Origin of the sequence: Deinococcus marmoris DSM 12784 (assembly GCF_000701405.1) — a bacterium.
GTDB classification, from domain to species: Bacteria; Deinococcota; Deinococci; order Deinococcales; family Deinococcaceae; genus Deinococcus; species Deinococcus marmoris.
The window spans coordinates 1-18,254 of sequence record NZ_JNIV01000093.1; the positions used below are offsets into that span (position 1 = coordinate 1).

Sequence of the window (18,254 nt, forward strand, 5' to 3'; positions counted from 1 at the left end):
TGAGATGGCGTCCATCTATCCGGTGTTCCCAAGTCTGGGCGGGAACATTCACGGCTCCCCAACAGCCGTGAATCAGCAGCGTCGTGCGTCCATCCTTGCGCCACTCCGGGTCAGTCGGTTTGCTCTGAGGGGGAAAAATCCTGCTTCTGGCGCAGGTCAATGAGGGTCTGAAACAGTTCTCGCATGAGTGGACTCTGCTGGCGGAGTAGGGTCTGTTCCAGCTCAGCAACGCTGAGCTGCCCCTCAGACTCTTCTAAAAGCTGATCCAGATGACGTTCCATGACCTGACTCAGCATTTCCCGTTCTGTTGCCATGCACCATCATCCCATTTCAGCGGGATGCACCCTTCGGGCATGAAGGCCTTGCGGATGGCCGCCACGCCGCGCAGATCACGCAGCGGCGCGTAAGTCTCAATGTCCAGAATGAACCGCGCCGCCCCGAAATCGCGCAGGCCGCCCACATGATCGGCGTGCAGGTGGGACACGATGACCTCCCCCACCTCGTTTGCCGCGTAGCCCAGGCGGGCCAGTTGCGACAGCGCCGTCTCGCGGGGGTCCAGCCGCACCGGGGTCAGCAGGCCGTACAGCACGCCGGGCCAGCGCCGCATGGACGCCTGCACCCGCGCCGAATAGCCCGTGTCAAACAGCACCGGGCCAAGCAACGGATGCAGCAGCAGCGCGAACCCTGCCGGGTAGGTCTGCACCCGCCACGCCGCGCCGCGCTGGGTCAGCGCCGAGATGTTCAGGCACTCGCCCGCCGCCAGGGGAATCACGCGCAGGTGGGTCATGGGCGCACGCCTCTCAGCACTTCCGCCAGCCCTTTGTGTGGATGAATGACCGGGGCGTACCCCAGCCGCGCACGGGCGCGGGTCAGGTCCAGGGTCATCGGGCGGGTCAGAAGTCTCACGCCGCTGGCGGTCAGCGTCGGCTCAGGGCGTGCGGGATGCAGGCGGGCAGCCAGTTCAAGCACGCGCGCCGCGTTCTCAACCAGAGAGGCTGGGACGTACCGCTTCGGACGGGCCACCCCCAGCGCGTCGGCCAGCGCGTCCAGCGTGGCCCAGATCGGCACCGTTTCGCCGTCGGTGACGTTGTAGATGCCGGGGGCAGACCCCTCCAGCGCCAGCCGCGCGGCGTGGGCGACGTTGCGGACGTGGGTCAACTCGGTGTGGACCTCGCCCCGCACCAGACGCGGCAATCGGCCCGAACGCAGGGCACGGCTGAGGCGGGGAATGATGGACGTGTCCCCGACGCCGTAAATGCCGCGTGGGCGCAGAATGGTGGCCTCGGGATGGGCCGCCGTCACCTCCAGTTCGGCCAGAAACTTGCTGCGGGCATACAGGCTGTCAAAGCGCGGGCCAATCGGCGCAGATTCCGGCACACACTGGGACAGTCCGGTGGCGTTATAGACGCTGGGCGTGCTGATGTGAACCAGTCGCATTTCCCGCTCAGCGCAGGCACGCGCAACTTCCCCGCTCACGGTGATGTTGTCGGCCACGAAATCGTCCCACTGACCCCACAGCGTGGAACGGGCGGCAGCGTGCAGGACGGCGTCAGCGTCGGCCAAAGCGGGCAGCCAGTCGGCAGGGTTCCGCAGATCGGCACGCAGAAAATTAATTCCATCTGCCTGGAGTGCTGCGCCTTTTACCGCATCCCGGCCCAGCCCCGTGACCGTGTGGCCGCGCCGTGCCAGCTCACGGGCCGTGACGCCGCCCAGAAAGCCGGTTGCTCCCGTCACCAGGATTCGCATGGGGGCAGCTTAAAGGGTGCGCCGCTTCTCCCCGCCTGAATTGGAACGCCGTTCAAGTGGTCAGGTATCGTGGGGCCATGACCGCTCCCGAAACGCCGTTTGCCCCCGGCCAGCGCTGGGCCTACCGCACCCGCCCCGGCGAGGCCACCTCCACGCTGCTGATCCTGCGCGGCGGCGGGGACACCTGGCACATCACGGTGGACGGCCTGCACCTGAAAAACCCGTACACGGCAGGGGGCGTCCAGACCGATCTGCCGCACTCGCCCATTTCCGCAGGCGCGCTGCGGGCCAGCGTGAGCGAACTGCTGGAGGAAGGCGCGGCACTGCCCGAGGACCAGAGCGGCTACGAGCAGTGGCGTGGGGCGCACGAGCGGGGCGAGGCGGGCGTCTTCACGCTGGAAGTCGCGCAGATCGTGACGGCGCTGGAAGAGGCCGTGAACACGCCACGCCCATCGGGGGGCAATCCGCTGTTTCAGAAGAACAAACTCAAGTAGAGTCTGGCCCAGCCCGCATGGCCGCGTTATACGCTGCCGACTGCCCGCGCGCGATGCTCAGGGTCTGCCACCCTGGGCCGCGCAGGGTCTTGACCAGCAGAATGAGCTGATAGACATGCCCGCTGTAATGTGCCACCTGCCGCTGAACGGCTTCCAGCACGGTATGCACCTCGCCCCGGATGGTCAGCGGGCGGGTCAGGTCTTCAGGAGCCAGATGGTCCAGCGCGTCCAGAAAGACCTGCCAGCCAGCGTCCCAGCGGTCTATCAGGGCAGCCCCATCCTGCGTCCCTTCCTCAAATTCGGCGTCGCGGTTGCGGACGGCACTCTCGCCTTCCATTCCCGCGCTGTAGCCACCGCGCAAGCCTCCCCAGCGCGAGTGCATGTTGCCCGCCAGATGCTGCACCAGCACGGCGGCGGAGTTGCCGTCCGGGGCCAGCGGCGTGTGCCACTCGCCCTCCCCGAGCTGGGCCAGCGCCCCGTCCCCCAGTGCCTTGACGCCGCGCATCCGCCCGCGCACGTCCGAGAGGTAGAGCTTAGCCACGTCCATACCGCTCACTGAACCCGCCGCAGCGTCAGCGGGTAGCGAATGCCGTTGACGCGCAGGCTGCCGTCAAAGAGAGCGCCCCGCACCTGACCGCTCAGAAAGGCGTCGGACTTGAGGGCCACACCGCTGATGCCGAAGCCCAGGATGCCCGCGTTCAGGCGAGGCACGTTGCCCGGCGTGACCTGAACGCTCAATTCCGCCGCGTCTGCTCCGGGCAGCAGCGTGCCTGTCGCTTCAAATCGGTCCCCACTGCTGAGGTTGGCAAGCGTGCCACTCAGGGCGTAATTCACCGGATTGACAGTGAAGGTCAGGCGGTACTGCTGCACGGTCAATAGCACCCGCGCCGAACCCTCCCAGACCTGTACGGGCTGGGGCCGGACGGCGGGCGCGCAGGCCATCAGCAGCAGGGCAATGGGAAGCAGTCGCTTCAAGCCCCAGCCTCCCAGGCCAGTCCCAGGCCCAGCAGACGGTCATCCTCGCCGTGCCGTCCGACGAGTTGCACGCCAACATAAGGCGTGGCGGTAGGCAGCGAAATGGTGGGGACACCCAGCATGCTGAACGGCGCGGTCAGGCGCAGCACGACGCGGCGCAGGGGCAGCGTTCCTGCTTCAACCTCCACCTCATCCTGCCCGATCAGCGGGGGCGGGGTGGGAACGGCGGGGGCCAGCAGCACGTCAAAGGCGGTGAACAGCCCGTTCAGCAGCCACGCGTAGTCGGCGCGGCGGTCAAAGGCGTGCTGGACCTCCTCATCACTCAGCGCGGCCCCCTGACGCAGGGCAGCGAGCGTGAAGGGCTGAAAGCCGGGGTCATCCAGTTTCAGTGCCTGGGCGTGGACGGTGGCCGCCTCGCTGAGGACGATGGGCGAATAGGCGTCCAGCATCTCGGGCAGATGGACGGGCGTGACCGCCGCGCCGCGCCGTCCCAGATCGGCGGCGAAGGCCAGCGTCGCCTCGCGCACCGTGCCATCGGTCCAGCCGTCCGGCAGCCACAGGCCCACGCGCACGCCGTTCCAGTCCTGCGCCTCTATCTGCCGCCCAGTCAGCGCCTCCTGCACCCGCGCAATGATTGCCAGATCACGCGCCAGTAGCCCAGTGTGGTCACAGGTCCACGACAGCGGCAATACGCCCTGCGTACTCCAGTCCGGGTGGCCCTTCGTCGGCTTGTATCCCGCCACGCCGCACCACGCTGCCGGAACGCGAATGCTGCCGCCCGTGTCCGTTCCCAGGGCAAAATCGGCTTGACCCAGCGCCACCCCCACCGCCGCGCCTCCGCTGCTGCCGCCGGGAATGCGCGCCGGGTCATGCGGATGGGTGGTGCTGCCGTAACCATTCATGCCCGTGATGCCCAGCGCGATCTCGTGCAGGTGGGTCTTGCCCACGGCGGACGCGCCCAGCTCCAGCAGGCGGCGCACCAGCACGCTCTCGCCAGGATCAGGAACGGGCGCGCGGGTGCTGGCGGTCAGCGGCCAGCCGGGCACGCCGTACAGGTCCTTGACGCTGAAGGTCAACCCCGAGAGTGGTCCGCCCGCTGCACCGGAAAGCGGCTCGGCAGGGCGGTAAGCCCAGGCGCGTTGAGGATCGGGGAACTCTGGAGGGGTGGGCATGAGGACAGGGTACGGCGTTGAGACCGCGAGACGGCGTCAGAGTGCCTCTTCCACCGGACTGCCAAACGCCCGCCCTTGCATTGCTCACCTCAAAACGGAATGATCGGATTCTGCTTCCACTGTCCCTGACTCAGCGTGAAGGGGCCAAAGTTCTTCGGACCCAGTGGGCCAAAATCGGCGGTAAAGGTGCCGTCCAGGCGGTACGTGACGCCCTGACCGCGCGCCACCTTCAGGAACGAGGCGGCGGTGGACAGGGTGACGGGCAGGCTCACGTCGGCGTCTTGATCCGCCGAGCCGCGCGCCGGAACGTTCACGCGCGGAAATTCGGCCTGACCCACCAGCGCGCCGTCGATCACCAGCGTGGCCTCGATGTTGCTCATCTTCAGGGGCACGGCGTTGGGATTGGTCACGCGCAGTTTCAGCTTCAGGTCCGCAACGGGTGCGCCGCCCAGCCCACCCGGCAACGACAGGCGGGTCAGGCGCACGCTCTGGACTTCAATGGCGGGAACCTGCAAAGCCTGGGGAGCGGGCGCACAACCGGCCAGACCACAGGCGGCAAGGGCGGCGGGAACAAGAAGACGCATGCAGCTAGCCTACCTGCCCCGACTCTGAAAAAGCTGATGGTGTGCTGCTACCCTGCACCCATGAACAGCAGGTGGATGGCACTGGCACTGGCGGGAACCTTGACGGGAACGGCGGGCGCAACAACCCTGGACTTCGGCGTGTCCTATCACGGCGGCGGGCAGGCTGGGAATGGGCAGAGCGGCGGCTGGGCACGCGTGGGGATCTCAGATTTCCCGGCGCTGGGCGGACGCTTTTCAGCGGGCCTGTCCACCCGCGCCGCCGAGGTGGGCTACGCGCGCAGTCTGGCGCTGCCGCCGCTGGGCGTGGTCACCGCCCGCGCAGACGTGGCGGTGGCATTCGCGGGGGGCGTGCGGGCCTCCACGCGGCTGGGCGGCAGCGCGGGGCCAGTGGCGCTGAATCTGGGGGCGACTGTCTTCAGCACCTCGGCAGCGCGCGTTGATCCGCTCTCGATCTGGAATTTTAACGCCACCGACAGCCGGGAACGTGGCTTCGACGCCGACGTCAGCGCCCGCTACCGCGTCAGCCGCAACCTGATCGCCGTGGCAGGCGGCGAGTTTGGCGGGCAGAATATGGGCGTTCTGGGGGTGGAGGGCCGCCGCGAATTGACCCGCGCTCTGCCACTGGATGAAGCGGCGCAGCCCGGCGACGAACCGGAAACCGAAACCATCGGCACGTTGACGTGGCGCGCGGGCGTGCGGGCAGGCCAGAACATTTTGGGCGTCACCGGGGGCGTGTCCTACGCTGCCGAGTCGGGCCTGAATCTGGGGCTGGACGCGCTGGTGGGGCCAAAAGCGTTTGGCATCACGGGCAGCGTGGACGCCGGGGAACTGCTCGGCCCCGGCAGCAGCGTGCAGTTATACGCGGCCTACGAGCCGTGGCGCACCGCCAGCACCCCGTTGCGCGCGGGCATCGCGGCCACCCGGCCCTTGGGAAGCGGCGAGGTGGGTCTGAATGTCAGCGGCGGGCGGGGCATGGACGGCAAGACCGGGTACGGCGCACGGCTGACCTACAGCCTGCCATTGGGCGCGAACAACCAGCCCTGAACCCCTCTACAGCGTGAACCCCACGTCAGCCGCTGCGCCGCCTTCTCATGAGAACGGACGCGATACTTCGGGCATGAGCAAAACTCTCAGATTGACCTTTCTCGCCGCCCTGAGCGGTGTGTTGCTGATCCCTTCCGCCAGCGCCCAGAGTGTCCAGGACATCATCTCTAAAGTGGACGCCGCACAGAAAGCCGCCAAGGACATTTCCTTTCGCCTGAGCGGCAGCGCCTCGCTGGAATCCAGCCCGCAGAAGATTGACTTCACCATCAAGAGCATCCCGGCGCAGGGTCTGGCCCGCCTGCAATTCAACGCCCCCGACGCGCTGGCCGACAACATCGTGGTGGCCGACAAGAACGAGATTCGCCAGTACCTGTTCCTGACCAATCAGGTCACCGTGACCTCTACCAAGAAGGCCGCAGACGGCGCAGGCTTTGGCGGGCTGGACTTCACTCAGCTCAGCAACACCGCCTCGCTGCTGTCTCAGTACGACGTGAAATTGCTGTCCACCACGGGCGCGGCAGGCAAGCGGCTGTTTCAGCTAGAGGCGCTTCCCAAGAAGGGCAACACCACCGACAGAACCCGCGTGTACATCACCGAGGCGGGCTGGCGGCCCACCCGCATCCAGATCGTCAGCAGCGCGGGCAAATCGCTGGCCGATCTGAACGTGGGCAACTACAAGGTCAATTCGGGCCTCAGCGTGGCCGGACTCAAGCAGTTGCCCAAAGACGCCGAGATCATCCGGCAATAAAAACTCAAGAAAACGGGGAGAGGCGACAACTTCGCACCTCCCCGTTTTCTTGGCATTTCCGAGGCGTCACCCGGAACCTGATGGCTCCCGGCCACGTTCTGAACGCCGTCAATAGGCGTGTGGCCCGCTGTCACGCAACTTCTGCCGTATAGACCGCGTATCTATGGGCATGACCAACCCTGGCAACAACAATGACCGTGGCTCCTCGCCCCTGCGGCCCAATCCGGTCAACAACCCCAGCGGCCCCCCGCCCGGTCCCCAGATTCGTTTCTCGCCCCGCCTGGGCTGGATTATCGGCGGCGTGGTGGCGGTGGGTCTGGTGGTCTCGCAGAGCATCCGCGTGATTCCGGCGGGGTTCGTGGGCGTGGTCTTCAGCGCCCTGAGCGGCGTCAAGCCCAATCCACTGGAGGCCGGGCTGCATTTCGTGCTGCCTTTCGTGGACCAGGTGACGCTGTACGACGCCCGCCTTCAGGAAGTGACGCTGGCGCGCGAAACGGCCCAGAGCGACGAGGGGTCCATCCGCGCCCGCAGCAAGGAAGGTCTGGACATCACGGCGGACGTGACCGTGCAGTTCCGCATCGACCGCAACAAGGCCGCTATTTTGCACAAGGAACTGGGCCGCAACTACATCAACACCGTCCTGCGCCCGCAGGTCCGCAGCAAGGTGCGCGATTCCATCGGGCAGTTCGGGGCCGCCGATCTGATCAGCAACCAGCGCACCCAACTGGAGGCCAGCATCACCAGTGAGCTGAACAAGGCGTTCACGCGCAACAACCTGATTCTGGACGCCATTTTGCTGCGCGAACTGAAGATTCCCGAGAGTGTGGCCCAGGCCATCGAGCAAAAGCAGACCGCAGAACAGCAGGTGGCCGTCGAAACCAACAGGCTGAGGCAGGCCGAGATCAGCGCCCAGCGCGACGTGGTGCAGGCGCAGGGCAAGGCCAAAGCTGCCGTCGAGACGGCCAAGGGCGAGGCCGAAGCCCTGTCTCTGCGGGGCCGCGCCCTCAAGGAAAACCCGCAACTGATTCAGCTCACGGTGGCCGAGCGCCTGGCCCCCGGCATCCAGACCGTGATGCTGCCCAGCGACGGCAACTTCCTGCTTGACCTGAAATCCTTCGGCACGCAAACTGCGCCCGCACGGACTCCGGCCACGCAGACTCCCGCAACGCCTGCACAGCCCGATAACTGAGCATGGGTGCCGTTCAGCATAGCGGCGCGTCCCACGCGGGCGTTAGACTACCGGGAATGAACCGAACGCCGTTTCAGCAGCCTGTCCGCAGGAGATTTTCCGCGTGATCGCCGTCCTGATCCTGCTGGTGATCTTCGGCGGCATCACCGCCATCGTTTACGTGGACAACGCGGGCAAGGCGGCCCGCAAGGCGATCCCCCAGTCCACCCAGGAGGCAGCCCAGCCGCTGCCTGCCGCCGCACAGGCCGCCCTGCCCCGCCCGCAGGCCGACGCCCCGGAATCGCTGGCGCTGCGCCTTCCCGAACCCGCGCGCACCCAGGCGTGGACGTTGCTGTGCATGGTCACCGACGCCCACAGGAACGGCGTGAACGGCGACACCCGCACCGCCTACCTGCTGGCCCAGACCCGCCAGTCGTACCTGCCCGATACCCTCCGCGCCTACCTGAGCCTCACCGACGGTGCGCGGCGCACGCTGGAAAGCCAGGGCCAGGACCCCGAAACCCTGCTGACCGAGCAACTGGGCCTGCTGGAAGACGGCGTACGAGAGGCATTGCGCCACGATCATGCCACCGCTGACCGCCTCCTGAGCCAGGGCCGTTTCCTGCGCGAACGCTTCGGCGCGGCGGAATCGGAATTGAGCCTGAAGCCGGGGCTGCGCAAGGGCTGACACAACCCAACCCCCAACCTAAACTACATGCCAAGCTGACCCCTCTACCCTCGCGGAAGAGGGGCGTTGCGTAGCAACGGGGTGAGAGGGCCACGGCGCGAACTCGACCAAAAATCCCCCGCTGCCTTGACGGAGCGGGGGATTTTCGTTGAACTGCTTTACTTGCGCATGCTGGGGTTCAGCACTTTTTTCCGCAACCGGATGTTGTGCGGGGTCAGTTCCACCAGTTCGTCGCTGCCGATGTATTCCAGGGCGTCTTCCAGGCTCATCTTGCGCGGCGGGGTCAGGGTCAGGGCGTCATCCGCGCCGCTGGAGCGTACGTTGGTCAGCTTCTTGTTCTTGCAGACGTTGACGTTCATGTCCTGCTCGCGGGCGTTTTCACCCACGATCATGCCCACGTACACTTCCGCGCCCGCGTCGATGAAGAACGCTCCCCGGTCCTGCAATTTCCAGATGGAGTACGCGAAGGCCGCGCCGTCTTCCATGCTGACCAGAGAACCGTTCTGGCGAATCTTGATGTCCCCGGCCCACGGCGCGTAGCCGTCGAAGACGTGGCTCATGATGCCCTCGCCCTGGGTCATGGACAGGAACTGGTTGCGGAAGCCGAACAGCGCGCGGGAAGGAATCTTGAATTCCACCCGGCTGCGCTTGCCCTGCGGCTCCATGTTGACCATCTGGCCCTTGCGCCCGCCCAGCACACCGATCACGGTGCTGGCGTGATGCTCGGGCACGTCGATGACCAGATGCTCCACCGGCTCATGCTTCTCGCCGTCGATCTCGCGGATGATCACCTGCGGGCTGCCGACCTGAACCTCGTAGCCCTCGCGGCGCATGGTTTCCAGCAGGATCGACAGGTGCAGTTCGCCGCGCCCGGAGACGATGAACTCGTCGGGGCGCACTTCCTCCACCTTCAGCGACACGTTGGTCATGACCTCGCGCTTGAGGCGGTCATTCAGGTGGCGGCTGGTGACGTACTTGCCGTCCTTGCCCGCAAACGGGCTGGTGTTGGGCTGGAAGGTCATGCTGACCGTCGGCTCGTCCACGGTGATGATCGGCAAGGCTTCGGGGTCCGCCAGATCGGCCACGGTTTCCCCGATCTGCGCGTCCTCGATGCCGGCCAGCGCAACGATGTCGCCCGCACTGACCTGATCGGCCTCGATGCGGCGCAGGCCCATGTGGGTGAAAGGCTGGACAATGCGCGATTTGGTCATCGTGCCGTCCTTGTGCATCAGTTGCACATATTCGCCCTTCTTGACCGTCCCGCGCTGCACCCGGCCCAGCACGATGCGGCCCAGGTACTCGGAGTAGTCCAGATTGGTCACCAGCATCTGGAAGGGGGCCTCCAGATCGGTGGGCGGCGCGGGGATATGCTCGAGGACCATCTCGAACAGCTCGTGCATATCTTCCTGGGGGTTGTCCAGATCCTTGAACGCCTTGCCTTCGCGGGCAATCGCGTACAGGATCGGGAAGTCGAGCTGATCGTCACTGGCACCCAGATCGGCCATCAGGTCGAAGGTCAGGTTGACCACTTCCTCGGGACGGGCGTCGATGCGGTCGATCTTGTTGATGACCACGATGGGCTTGAGGCCCAGTTCGATGGCCTTGCGCAGCACGAAGCGGGTCTGGGGCATCGGGCCTTCTGCCGCGTCCACCAGCACCAGGCAGCCGTTGACCATGCCCAGCACGCGCTCGACTTCCCCGCCGAAATCCGCGTGACCGGGGGTGTCCACGATGTTGATCTTGACGCCGTTGTATTCCACCGCCGTGTTCTTGGCGAGAATAGTGATGCCGCGTTCCTTTTCCAGATCGTTGCTGTCCATGGCCCGCTCGGCGATTTCCTCACCGTGGCCGAGCTTGAGGGTCTGACGGAGCAGGGCGTCCACCAGGGTGGTCTTGCCGTGGTCGACGTGCGCGATGATGGCGATATTCCGGTATTCCATATTTTTTCCTCTCTTCTGCCCGGCTCGGCCTGCCGGGAGACGCCCGACAAGGGTGGAGGACAGTTCTCTTGTTTGCGTGGTGCTGCCGGTCTGCGCCAGATGCCGAGAAAAACGCGCTGGGGAGCCAGGACCGACCTCAAAAAGCCCACCTCAACTGCCGCGCCTTGACGGCCACTCGCAGTGGGCGGGACACCCAAACGGAGATTTTAGCAGATTCGCGCCCCGACCATGTCAGGTCCAGGTCACGATAGCTGTCATGAAATCCGGGGAATAGGAGTTGGGGCCGTGCCATATTCGCAAATTTCACAAATGACCGGGAAGTCAAACCATCCAGATCATATGAACTCCACTTGAAGGTATTGAAAAAAACTGGAGATCCGAGCAGAGCGAGTAGGAGAAACGCGGATTCGGGATACAGACAGAGGGCCGGACAGCGATCACGCCTCCGGCCCCCTCTTGGATCGACTCGCCTGGATCAGTCGCTGCTGGCGGACATCCTTTCCTTGCTCAGCATGGCTTCAGCGCCCTTCTTAACCACACCGGGGTACTCGTAACCCAGGTCCGGGGTGTCGGCCTGACCGCGCTTGCCGAGGGCCGTGCCCCGGTCAATGGCCAGTTCAGTGGCCGTATCGAAGGCGTGCAGACGGGTCTGATCGATGACCAGTTCGATCTCGTCACCGGGTTGCACCAGCGCCTGACCTTCCACCTTGACCGTCACGTCCTGCCCGGCAACCTCGATGATCAGATCGGTCTGCGCGCCCAGCGGCTCGACGACCACGACCTTGCCGCGAATCACGTTGGTGCCCACTGGCGTCTCGGTCAGCCCGATCAACCCGATATGCTCGGGGCGGATCCCCATCAGAACTTCCTTGCCCTCGTAGGCTTTCAGGCTCTGCGCCAGCTTGCCCATCGCGGCCACAGGATCGTTGCCGATCATGAACTGGCCGTTCTGAACTTTGCCGCTGATCAGGTTCATGCTGGGGCTGCCGATAAAGCCCGCCACGAACTTGTTCTGCGGAAAGTCGTAGAGGTTCATGGGGGTATCCACCTGCATGATCAGGCCGTCACGCATGACCACGATGCGGTTGCCCAGCGTCATGGCTTCCACCTGATCGTGGGTCACGTAGACGATGGTTGCGCCCAGGCGGCGGTGGAGCTGGTTGATCTGCGAGCGCATTTCCACACGTAGCTTGGCGTCCAGGTTGGACAGCGGCTCATCCATCAGGAACACGGCGGGTTCGCGCACGATGGCGCGGCCCATCGCCACACGCTGGCGCTGACCGCCCGACAGTTCCTTAGGCTTGCGCCCCAGCAGATGCTCGATCTGGAGGATCTTGGCGGCGTCACGGACGCGGCGCTCGATCTCGTCCTTGGGCGTCTTGCGGAGTTTCAAGCCAAAGGCCATGTTCTCGTAGACGTTCATGTGCGGGTAGAGCGCGTAGTTCTGGAAGACCATCGCGATGTCGCGGTCCTTGGGCGGCACGTCGTTGACCACGCGGTCCCCGATCTTCAGGATGCCGTCGCTGATGTCTTCCAGGCCCGCGATCATCCGCAGGGTGGTGGACTTGCCACAGCCGGACGGCCCGACGAAGACCATGAACTCGCGGTCTTGAATATGAAGATTGAAATCTTTGACCGCGTGCTGCTTGCTGCCGTACATCTTTTGGATGTGTTCCAGGATGACTTCTGCCATGAGTGTGCCTACCTTTCGCCCCTACTCTTGTCCGCGAATGGGTACAGACACGCAAACCTGTCCTAAAGACAGCGTGACGGTACGGTTCGGACAACCGGGGTACGAGAACGAGAAACCCGTTGCTTACGCTTATGCCAATCTGACGCTCAGAGTGTAACACAGGGGCTGGGCCAGCCGGAAGAAATCTGGCGGGCAGGGGCAGGCATTCTGTATAGGTTTGGGCTGGAGTTTGGAAGAATGATGGGACGCTTCAGGCCACGGATCAGTACGCGTAGCCGCTGCGGGTCACCATCAGTTTCAGTTCGTGGGCGCTGGTGGCGGCGGCGGTGGCCTCGTCGATGCTGATCAGGTTGTGGCGGTAAAGCTGCGCCAAGTGCTGATCGAAGGTGTGCATCCCCCGGATGTCGTCTTCCATCAGGGCGTCCTTGATCAACGGGGTCTTGTCCTCATCCTTGATGTAATCCTGTATCAGCGGCGTATTCAGCATGATTTCCAGCCCCAGCACGCGGCCCACGCCGTCGGCACGCCGCAGCAGACGCTGGCTGACGATGCCCACCAGCGTCTCGGCCAGTTGCAACCGGACCTGATCGCGCTCGTAGGGAGCAAAGAAATCGATGATGCGGTTGACGCTGCGAACCGCGTCCTGCGTGTGCAGCGTGCTGAGGACCAGATGCCCGGTCTGGGCCGCGCTCAGCGCCGCTTCCACCGTTTCCTTGTCGCGCATCTCGCCGATCATGATCACGTCGGGGTCCTGGCGCATGGCGTATTTCAGGGCGGTGCGGAAGTCGCGGGTGTCGCTGCCGATCTCGCGCTGCACCACGATGCTCTTCTTGTTCTTGTGCAGGATCTCGATGGGGTCTTCCACCGTGATGACGTTGTAGGCAAAGGTCCGGTTGATGTGATCGACCAGACTGGCCAGTGTGGTGGTCTTGCCGCTGCCAGTGGGACCCGTGACCAGAATCAGGCCGCGCGGCGCGTCGGCCAGCCGTTGCAGGACCCCGGTGGGCAGGCCCAGTGACTCGAAGCCGGGAATGGCGTCGCTGACCACCCGCATCACGATGCCCACCGAGCCGCGCTGCCGGAAGATGTTGCAGCGGAATCTCCCCAGTCCCGAGACCCCGTAGGCGATGTCCAGCTCATTGCGGTAGGCGAAGTCGTCCCACTGCTCGGCGGACATCAGCGCCTGCGCCAGCAGTTCGGTATCAGGCGGCATCAGCGCCTGCGTGCCGAAAGGGACCAGTTGGCCGTCTACACGGCCCATCGGCGGGCTGCCTGCTTGCAGGTGGATGTCGGAGGCCCGGCGGCCCACCATCTCGCGCAGCAGCTCGTCGAGGGTCATGCGGACTGGGCTTCCCCGGAAACGAGGGGCATGTTGTCGATCAGCCGGACGCCGAACATACGGGCAGCCACCAGAACACGGGTCATGGGATCATTGTCCACAACTTCTCTGTCTGGGATGTCACGGCCTGGGATATCACGGTCCTGCATGTCACGGCCCACAACGCTCAGGTAATCCAGCGCCACCTCCGGGTCCTGGGCCAGCACGTCCAGCCCGGCCTGACGCAGCTCCAGGGCTGACCTCTCGCCACTGGCGTAGGCCGCCTGCACCGCCATCAGCGCCCGCGACAGCACGGCGGCGCGTGCCTGCTGCTCTGCGGTCAGGTAACTGTTGCGGCTGCTGAGGGCCAGTCCAGAAGCAGCGCGCACGGTGGGCAGACCCACCACCTCCACCGGCACATTCAGATCGCGGACCATCTGGCGCAGCACGGCCAGTTGCTGCCAGTCCTTCTCGCCAAAAAAGGCCACGTCCGGGCGCACCAGATTCAACAGCTTGAGGACCACGGTGGCGACCCCCACGAAATGACCGGGCCGCGAGGCACCGTCCAGCCCCTCGCTGACGCCGGAGACCACCACGCGGGTGTCGAAGCGGGGCGGGTACATCGTTTCCACACCCGGCATGAACACCACGTCCACCCCGGCCCCCGCCACCACACCCAGGTCACGCTCCAGATCGCGGGGGTAGGCGGCCAGATCCTCGCTGGGGCCGAATTGCAGCGGATTGACGAAGATGCTGACCACCAGCACGTCGCAGACCTCGCGGGCGCGGCGCATCAGGGTGGCGTGGCCGTCGTGCAGGTAGCCCATCGTCGGGACCAGCCCCACACGGCCCCGCCCGGCCAGCGCGGCGCGCAGGTCTTCTGGGGAGCTGACCACCTGCGGCCTGACCTGCGGGGCCGTCTCAGGCACGGTCAACTCAGTCACGTTTTCCGTCCAGACCCAGCACACCCACCAGCGAATCCAGCAGCCAGGAAATGACGGTCAGAATCAATGCGCCCACGATGGCCGCGCCGAAGCCCGCCGTATCCAGCGCCGTGACCGCCGCGACCAGCAGCAGCACCACGCCGTTGACCACCAGCGTGAACAACCCCAGCGTGAGCAGCGTCAGCGGCAGCGAGAGCAGCAGCAGGACGGGGCGGATCAACGCGTTGACGATGCCCATCACCAGCGCAGCGACCAGGACGCTGCCCACCTCTGCGCCGCCCTCGAAGAACACGCCCGAATACACCCGAGTCAGCAAGTACAGCGCCAATGCATTGACCAGAAGCCGAAGAATAAATCCCATGCGGGCAGCATAAAGGATGCAGGAATGTGACACCGCCGGAATGGGTCTGGCACTACGCTGGCACGGTGAAACGGATTTTCTTTATCCTCGGCGTAGGGCTGGTGGCCTGCGCCCCGGCTGCCACCTCACCCACCGCTCCTTTGCCGATCAGGGCCGGACAGCTCTGGGAGTACACGGCCACGCCAGAGGGCCAGCCACCGATCACCGGCACGATTTCCATCAAGACCGTCAAATTCACCACGCCCATCGACGCCCCGAAAGACGATTCCAGCGCGCTGATGGTCGGTGAAGTCACCAGGGGCGCAACCCTGCATTATTTTTCCACGAGTCGGACGATGCAACTGTCGCTGTACTCGGCGCTGAACCAGGAAACCGGGCGCTGCAAATTCGTGTTCGCAGATAAGAATCAGCGGGCGGCGATCTCTGACTACCACGCGGACTGGAAGACTTTGCGGAGCGCGGGAACGTGCGAGATTCGTCTGCTCAACTGAGTGTGATTTCGGCTCACATCCCAAAGCGCACGTAAATATCATCCACATGGCGCAGATACCACGCCAGATCGAAGGCCCCGTCCAGTTCGGCGTCGTTCAGGGGGCATTCGGGATCGGCGGCCAGCAGTTCGCGCAGGCCCTCGCCGGTTTCCCAGCTTTTCAGGGCGTGACGCTGGACCAGATCGTAGGCCGTTTCGCGGGTCATGCCCTTCTCGTCAATTAAAGCGTGCAGCACGCGCTGGCTGAAGACCAGACCGCCCAGATCGTTCATGTTCTTGAGCATCCGCTCCGGGAAGACCACCAGACCACGCAGCACCCCGGTCAGGCGGCGGGTGGCGTAGCTGGCGGCGGCGGTGGCGTCGGGCAGAATGACGCGCTCGGCGCTGGAGTGGCTGATGTCGCGCTCGTGCCACAGGGCCACGTTTTCCAGCCCGGTGGTCAGAAAGCCGCGCAGCAGGCGGGCAAAGCCGGTCACGTTCTCGGTCAGGATCGGGTTTTTCTTGTGCGGCATGGAGGAACTGCCCGTCTGCCCCTTGCCGAAGGGTTCCATTGCCTCGCGGACCTCCGAGCGCTGGAGGTGACGGATTTCGACGGAAATTTTTTCCAGCGTGGTGCCGAAGATCGCCAGCGCGGCCAGCACCTCGGCGTGGCGGTCACGGGCCAGGGTCTGGTTGGTGACTGGCGCGGCTTCCCAGCCCCAGGCGCGGGCCACTTCCACCTCTACCTGCGGCGAGACGTGGGCGTAGGTGCCCACCGAACCGGAGAGCATGACCACCTGAATACGCTTGCGGGCCGCCGTCAGCCGTTCCAGATCACGGTCCAGCGCGGCCATCCAGTTCAGGAACTTGAGGCCGAAGGTCATCGGCTCGGCGTGGATGCCGTGGGTGCGGCCCACCGTGGGCGTGTGCTTGTAGGCCAGTGCCTGCGTGCGGCAGACCTCGCGCAGCGCGGCAGCATCGGCCAGGATCAGGGTCAGCGCCTCGTCCAGCAGCAGGTTCTGGGCGGTGTCCACCACATCGGTGCTGGTCAGGCCGTGGTGGATAAAGCGGGCCTCGTCGCCGTAGCGCTCGCTGAGGGCGCGGGTAAAGGCCACGATGTCATGGCGGGTGACGGCCTCGATCTCGGCCACGCGGGCGGCGAAGGCGTCGTCAATCGGGTCTGCCCCCGTCTGCTCCAGCAGCGCCGTATGCGCCTCGCGCGGAACCTCACCCTGATCGGCTTGGGCGTCCATCGCCGCCAGTTCCACCCGCAGCCACGCGCGGTACTTGCTGGCCTCGGACCAGAGGGTCTTCATTTCAGGGGTCAGGTAACGTTCGATCACGGAGGGAGGCTAACACGGGGTTGAGGGGTGAAAAGGCTGGGCATCTTGACATGGAGATGGCTCTCTCAATCTCCCCCACAGGGTTGGACGAGACAGCCAAGTCTCTCATCTTCGGCTCCGCGCTGATTTCGGCAGGATGTTATTTTCTCAACTCGCGCTGGAAGGACGTTTGCGACTCCCCCCTCGCTTTGAGCCACTCCAGTACCAGACTCCCCTGCAAGGCGAGAGGAGCTAAAAAAACCGTCCCATGCGTCGCTTTCACAGTAGTCCGGAAACTTTCAAGCAGCCTTGACTCCCAGGAGCAGCAGGTTAGCGATCTGTGGGCGGATTTTTTCGCAAGTCAGATCGCCAGGCAACATGGACAATAATCGGTCGGCGAAAAATTCGTTATAGGCACGGCGTTTTTCGTCTTCCATGCTGAAGACCAGCGGGCTGACCCGCTGGTTCATCAACTGACTGGCTCTGGCTACAGAAACGCTGTGCAGCGCCATATTCCAGTGGAAGTGCAGCGCCTGAGCCTGACGGGACTGGCAATCATTGAGGCCCGCGAATTGCTTGCCGTCCCGGAACGGAAACTCCATCGCAAAACGAACGCGGTAGAGCCTGACAATGGTGGCCGCGTCCATCGTGGGATCCGTACTGAACAGCAATTCGAGGGTCGGCCCCGACTTGCCTGGCCACAGCAGGGCCACCACCCGGACCTCTCGCTTCAGTGCCACGGCATACACCACGGTGGTGTATGCCGTGCAGGTGTCCGTCCACGGCAGCACGTCCCAGCGAGAGAAATCGCTCAAACTTACCTTGCCATCGTATTTTTTGGGGCGCCCACGGCGGCCTGTTTTGGGGCCAGGATAGAGATGCTTGAGGGAGGCGTCCCGGCGGAGCTTTCCGACGAAGGGCAGTTGCCCTTCGTCCACTACAGGGTCAACAAACTTTTTCTTGGCGTAGTAGGCATCACTCACTACAGCCAGCACCTGTTCGCGCATGGCATGAGGCAATTGGGTCAAGGTGTTCAGCATGTCCTGGGCGTAGACATCCGTGCGCGTCTGCTTGCCAGGCAAGTTCGCAGGCGTCTGGCTGATGGACAGCGGGAATGGCTGCTGGGTTTCCAGATCGACCCACGTCACACAAGAGCCTTCCAATCCAGAGAGTGAACGCTGTTGACAGCCGCTCCAGAACTGAGCTATGCCAGGGGTACAGTGGCCATTTTTGTTGATGAAGACAGCGTCAATCCCAAGAATGGATGTTGAACCCAGGCACTCCTGATCTTGCAGCTGCAAGATCAGACGGGTATTCAACTCTACCCATGGCAGGGGTTTCTGGAACCAGGCACGATGGGTTCGCTCAGATGGCCCGCCATAGCGGGTCAGATTGGTGAAATTCAGTCGTCCAGGAACGACCAGCCACAGCACCAGAAGCACCTGAAGATAGGCAGCCTGGGTGGCACGCACTCTGGTTCCAGAAAGCAGAGTCGCTAGAATCTGGATGGGGGTCGTCCGTTGTGTTGCCACACATCAACATGGACGATCCCCACCCCATTCGTCAAAAACCTTCCGGACTACTGTTT

At 64.4% G+C, this 18,254-nt stretch carries 20 protein-coding genes; 6 read left to right on the forward strand and 14 right to left on the reverse strand.

The window, feature by feature from the left end; genetic code table 11:
- Positions 1 to 110: 110 nt before the first annotated feature.
- From Q319_RS0118090 to Q319_RS0118100, 3 genes are read right to left on the reverse strand one after another with little or no spacing between them, the layout of a single operon-like run.
- Complete coding sequence (locus Q319_RS0118090) at positions 111 to 314, reverse strand: hypothetical protein (RefSeq protein ID WP_156039338.1); 204 nt, start codon at positions 312 to 314, stop codon at positions 111 to 113.
- Complete coding sequence (locus Q319_RS0118095; protein ID WP_051655532.1) at positions 290 to 787, reverse strand: MBL fold metallo-hydrolase; 498 nt, start codon at positions 785 to 787, stop codon at positions 290 to 292. Before Q319_RS0118095 ends, Q319_RS0118090 begins: the two co-directional genes overlap by 25 nt.
- Positions 784 to 1,746 carry an NAD-dependent epimerase/dehydratase family protein gene (locus tag Q319_RS0118100; RefSeq protein ID WP_029483856.1) on the reverse strand — a complete coding sequence of 321 codons (963 nt, stop codon included), beginning with the start codon at positions 1,744 to 1,746 and terminating at the stop codon, positions 784 to 786. The genes Q319_RS0118095 and Q319_RS0118100 overlap by 4 nt, the downstream gene beginning before the upstream one ends.
- 77 nt (positions 1,747 to 1,823) lie before the next feature.
- Here Q319_RS0118100 and Q319_RS0118105 point away from each other — a divergent pair, with 77 nt between their 5' ends.
- Positions 1,824 to 2,240, forward strand: a complete 417-nt coding sequence (locus tag Q319_RS0118105) for a hypothetical protein (protein ID WP_051655533.1) — start codon at positions 1,824 to 1,826, stop codon at positions 2,238 to 2,240.
- Here the strand turns inward: Q319_RS0118105 and Q319_RS0118110 are convergent.
- The 4 genes from Q319_RS0118110 to Q319_RS0118125 all read right to left on the reverse strand — a co-directional run bounded on the left by Q319_RS0118110 (position 2,233) and on the right by Q319_RS0118125 (position 4,971).
- Positions 2,233 to 2,787 (reverse strand): DUF1572 family protein, encoded by a 555-nt coding sequence (locus tag Q319_RS0118110; RefSeq protein ID WP_029483858.1) that lies wholly within the window; start codon positions 2,785 to 2,787, stop codon positions 2,233 to 2,235. The genes Q319_RS0118105 and Q319_RS0118110 overlap by 8 nt on opposite strands.
- Positions 2,788 to 2,792: 5 nt before the next feature.
- Positions 2,793 to 3,215, reverse strand: coding sequence for a hypothetical protein (locus Q319_RS0118115; protein ID WP_029483859.1), 423 nt, complete (start codon positions 3,213 to 3,215; stop codon positions 2,793 to 2,795).
- Positions 3,212 to 4,387, reverse strand: coding sequence for an amidase (locus Q319_RS0118120; RefSeq protein ID WP_029483860.1), 1,176 nt, complete (start codon positions 4,385 to 4,387; stop codon positions 3,212 to 3,214). The genes Q319_RS0118115 and Q319_RS0118120 overlap by 4 nt, the downstream gene beginning before the upstream one ends.
- Before the next feature lie 89 nt (positions 4,388 to 4,476).
- Positions 4,477 to 4,971, reverse strand: a complete 495-nt coding sequence (locus tag Q319_RS0118125) for an LEA type 2 family protein (protein ID WP_029483861.1) — start codon at positions 4,969 to 4,971, stop codon at positions 4,477 to 4,479.
- Positions 4,972 to 5,031: 60 nt separating this feature from the next.
- Between Q319_RS0118125 and Q319_RS0118130 the strand changes: the two genes are divergently transcribed.
- From Q319_RS0118130 to Q319_RS0118145, 4 genes are all read left to right on the forward strand, one after another.
- A complete protein-coding gene (locus Q319_RS0118130; RefSeq protein WP_029483862.1) occupies positions 5,032 to 6,015 on the forward strand; it encodes a hypothetical protein in 984 nt (327 codons plus the stop codon).
- A 73-nt stretch (positions 6,016 to 6,088) separates the two neighbouring features.
- Positions 6,089 to 6,763 (forward strand): outer membrane lipoprotein carrier protein LolA, encoded by a 675-nt coding sequence (locus Q319_RS0118135; protein ID WP_029483863.1) that lies wholly within the window; start codon positions 6,089 to 6,091, stop codon positions 6,761 to 6,763.
- A gap of 169 nt (positions 6,764 to 6,932) precedes the next feature.
- Positions 6,933 to 7,952 (forward strand): prohibitin family protein, encoded by a 1,020-nt coding sequence (locus Q319_RS0118140; RefSeq protein ID WP_081846149.1) that lies wholly within the window; start codon positions 6,933 to 6,935, stop codon positions 7,950 to 7,952.
- A gap of 103 nt (positions 7,953 to 8,055) precedes the next feature.
- Entirely contained in the window at positions 8,056 to 8,619 is a 564-nt protein-coding gene (locus Q319_RS0118145) for a hypothetical protein (RefSeq protein WP_029483865.1), read from the forward strand.
- A gap of 158 nt (positions 8,620 to 8,777) precedes the next feature.
- On the opposite strand, the gene typA is transcribed toward Q319_RS0118145, so the two are convergent.
- The 5 genes from typA to Q319_RS0118170 form a co-directional block, all read right to left on the reverse strand.
- Positions 8,778 to 10,559, reverse strand: a complete 1,782-nt coding sequence (typA, locus tag Q319_RS0118150; protein ID WP_029483866.1) for a translational GTPase TypA — start codon at positions 10,557 to 10,559, stop codon at positions 8,778 to 8,780.
- Between the two features lie 475 nt (positions 10,560 to 11,034).
- On the reverse strand, positions 11,035 to 12,252 hold the full coding sequence (locus tag Q319_RS0118155; protein WP_034415737.1) for an ABC transporter ATP-binding protein: 1,218 nt from the start codon (positions 12,250 to 12,252) through the stop codon (positions 11,035 to 11,037).
- A gap of 262 nt (positions 12,253 to 12,514) precedes the next feature.
- The gene (locus Q319_RS0118160; protein ID WP_029483868.1) at positions 12,515 to 13,591 is read right to left on the reverse strand and encodes a type IV pilus twitching motility protein PilT; all 1,077 of its coding nucleotides are present in this window, start codon (positions 13,589 to 13,591) and stop codon (positions 12,515 to 12,517) included.
- Entirely contained in the window at positions 13,588 to 14,505 is a 918-nt protein-coding gene (gene panC, locus Q319_RS0118165) for a pantoate--beta-alanine ligase (RefSeq protein ID WP_245619350.1), read from the reverse strand. Before panC ends, Q319_RS0118160 begins: the two co-directional genes overlap by 4 nt.
- Before the next feature lies 1 nt (position 14,506).
- Positions 14,507 to 14,875: a phage holin family protein gene (locus Q319_RS0118170; RefSeq protein WP_029483870.1), complete on the reverse strand. Its 369-nt coding sequence runs from the start codon at positions 14,873 to 14,875 to the stop codon at positions 14,507 to 14,509.
- Positions 14,876 to 14,940: 65 nt separating this feature from the next.
- Between Q319_RS0118170 and Q319_RS0118175 the strand changes: the two genes are divergently transcribed.
- Positions 14,941 to 15,366, forward strand: coding sequence for a hypothetical protein (locus tag Q319_RS0118175; protein WP_156039440.1), 426 nt, complete (start codon positions 14,941 to 14,943; stop codon positions 15,364 to 15,366).
- A gap of 13 nt (positions 15,367 to 15,379) precedes the next feature.
- Here Q319_RS0118175 and purB read toward each other — a convergent pair whose 3' ends face one another.
- Together purB and Q319_RS0118185 are read right to left on the reverse strand one after the other, a co-directional pair.
- Complete coding sequence (gene purB, locus Q319_RS0118180; RefSeq protein WP_029483872.1) at positions 15,380 to 16,687, reverse strand: adenylosuccinate lyase; 1,308 nt, start codon at positions 16,685 to 16,687, stop codon at positions 15,380 to 15,382.
- Positions 16,688 to 16,965: 278 nt separating this feature from the next.
- Positions 16,966 to 18,138 (reverse strand): transposase, encoded by a 1,173-nt coding sequence (locus Q319_RS0118185; RefSeq protein WP_029483873.1) that lies wholly within the window; start codon positions 18,136 to 18,138, stop codon positions 16,966 to 16,968.
- Positions 18,139 to 18,254 lie beyond the last annotated feature (116 nt).

Excerpts from the sequence above, each read along its gene's own strand:
- Q319_RS0118090 (WP_156039338.1), bottom strand. The coding sequence starts at position 314 with ATGGCAACAGAACGGGAAATGCTGAGTCAGGTCATGGAACGTCATCTG.
- Q319_RS0118095 (WP_051655532.1), bottom strand. The coding sequence starts at position 787 with ATGACCCACCTGCGCGTGATTCCCCTGGCGGCGGGCGAGTGCCTGAAC.
- Q319_RS0118100 (WP_029483856.1), bottom strand. The coding sequence starts at position 1,746 with ATGCGAATCCTGGTGACGGGAGCAACCGGCTTTCTGGGCGGCGTCACG.
- Q319_RS0118105 (WP_051655533.1), top strand. The coding sequence starts at position 1,824 with ATGACCGCTCCCGAAACGCCGTTTGCCCCCGGCCAGCGCTGGGCCTAC.
- Q319_RS0118110 (WP_029483858.1), bottom strand. The coding sequence starts at position 2,787 with ATGGACGTGGCTAAGCTCTACCTCTCGGACGTGCGCGGGCGGATGCGC.
- Q319_RS0118120 (WP_029483860.1), bottom strand. The coding sequence starts at position 4,387 with ATGCCCACCCCTCCAGAGTTCCCCGATCCTCAACGCGCCTGGGCTTAC.
- Q319_RS0118125 (WP_029483861.1), bottom strand. The coding sequence starts at position 4,971 with ATGCGTCTTCTTGTTCCCGCCGCCCTTGCCGCCTGTGGTCTGGCCGGT.
- Q319_RS0118130 (WP_029483862.1), top strand. The coding sequence starts at position 5,032 with ATGAACAGCAGGTGGATGGCACTGGCACTGGCGGGAACCTTGACGGGA.
- Q319_RS0118135 (WP_029483863.1), top strand. The coding sequence starts at position 6,089 with ATGAGCAAAACTCTCAGATTGACCTTTCTCGCCGCCCTGAGCGGTGTG.
- Q319_RS0118140 (WP_081846149.1), top strand. The coding sequence starts at position 6,933 with ATGACCAACCCTGGCAACAACAATGACCGTGGCTCCTCGCCCCTGCGG.
- typA (WP_029483866.1), bottom strand. The coding sequence starts at position 10,559 with ATGGAATACCGGAATATCGCCATCATCGCGCACGTCGACCACGGCAAG.
- Q319_RS0118155 (WP_034415737.1), bottom strand. The coding sequence starts at position 12,252 with ATGGCAGAAGTCATCCTGGAACACATCCAAAAGATGTACGGCAGCAAG.
- Q319_RS0118160 (WP_029483868.1), bottom strand. The coding sequence starts at position 13,591 with ATGACCCTCGACGAGCTGCTGCGCGAGATGGTGGGCCGCCGGGCCTCC.
- Q319_RS0118170 (WP_029483870.1), bottom strand. The coding sequence starts at position 14,875 with ATGGGATTTATTCTTCGGCTTCTGGTCAATGCATTGGCGCTGTACTTG.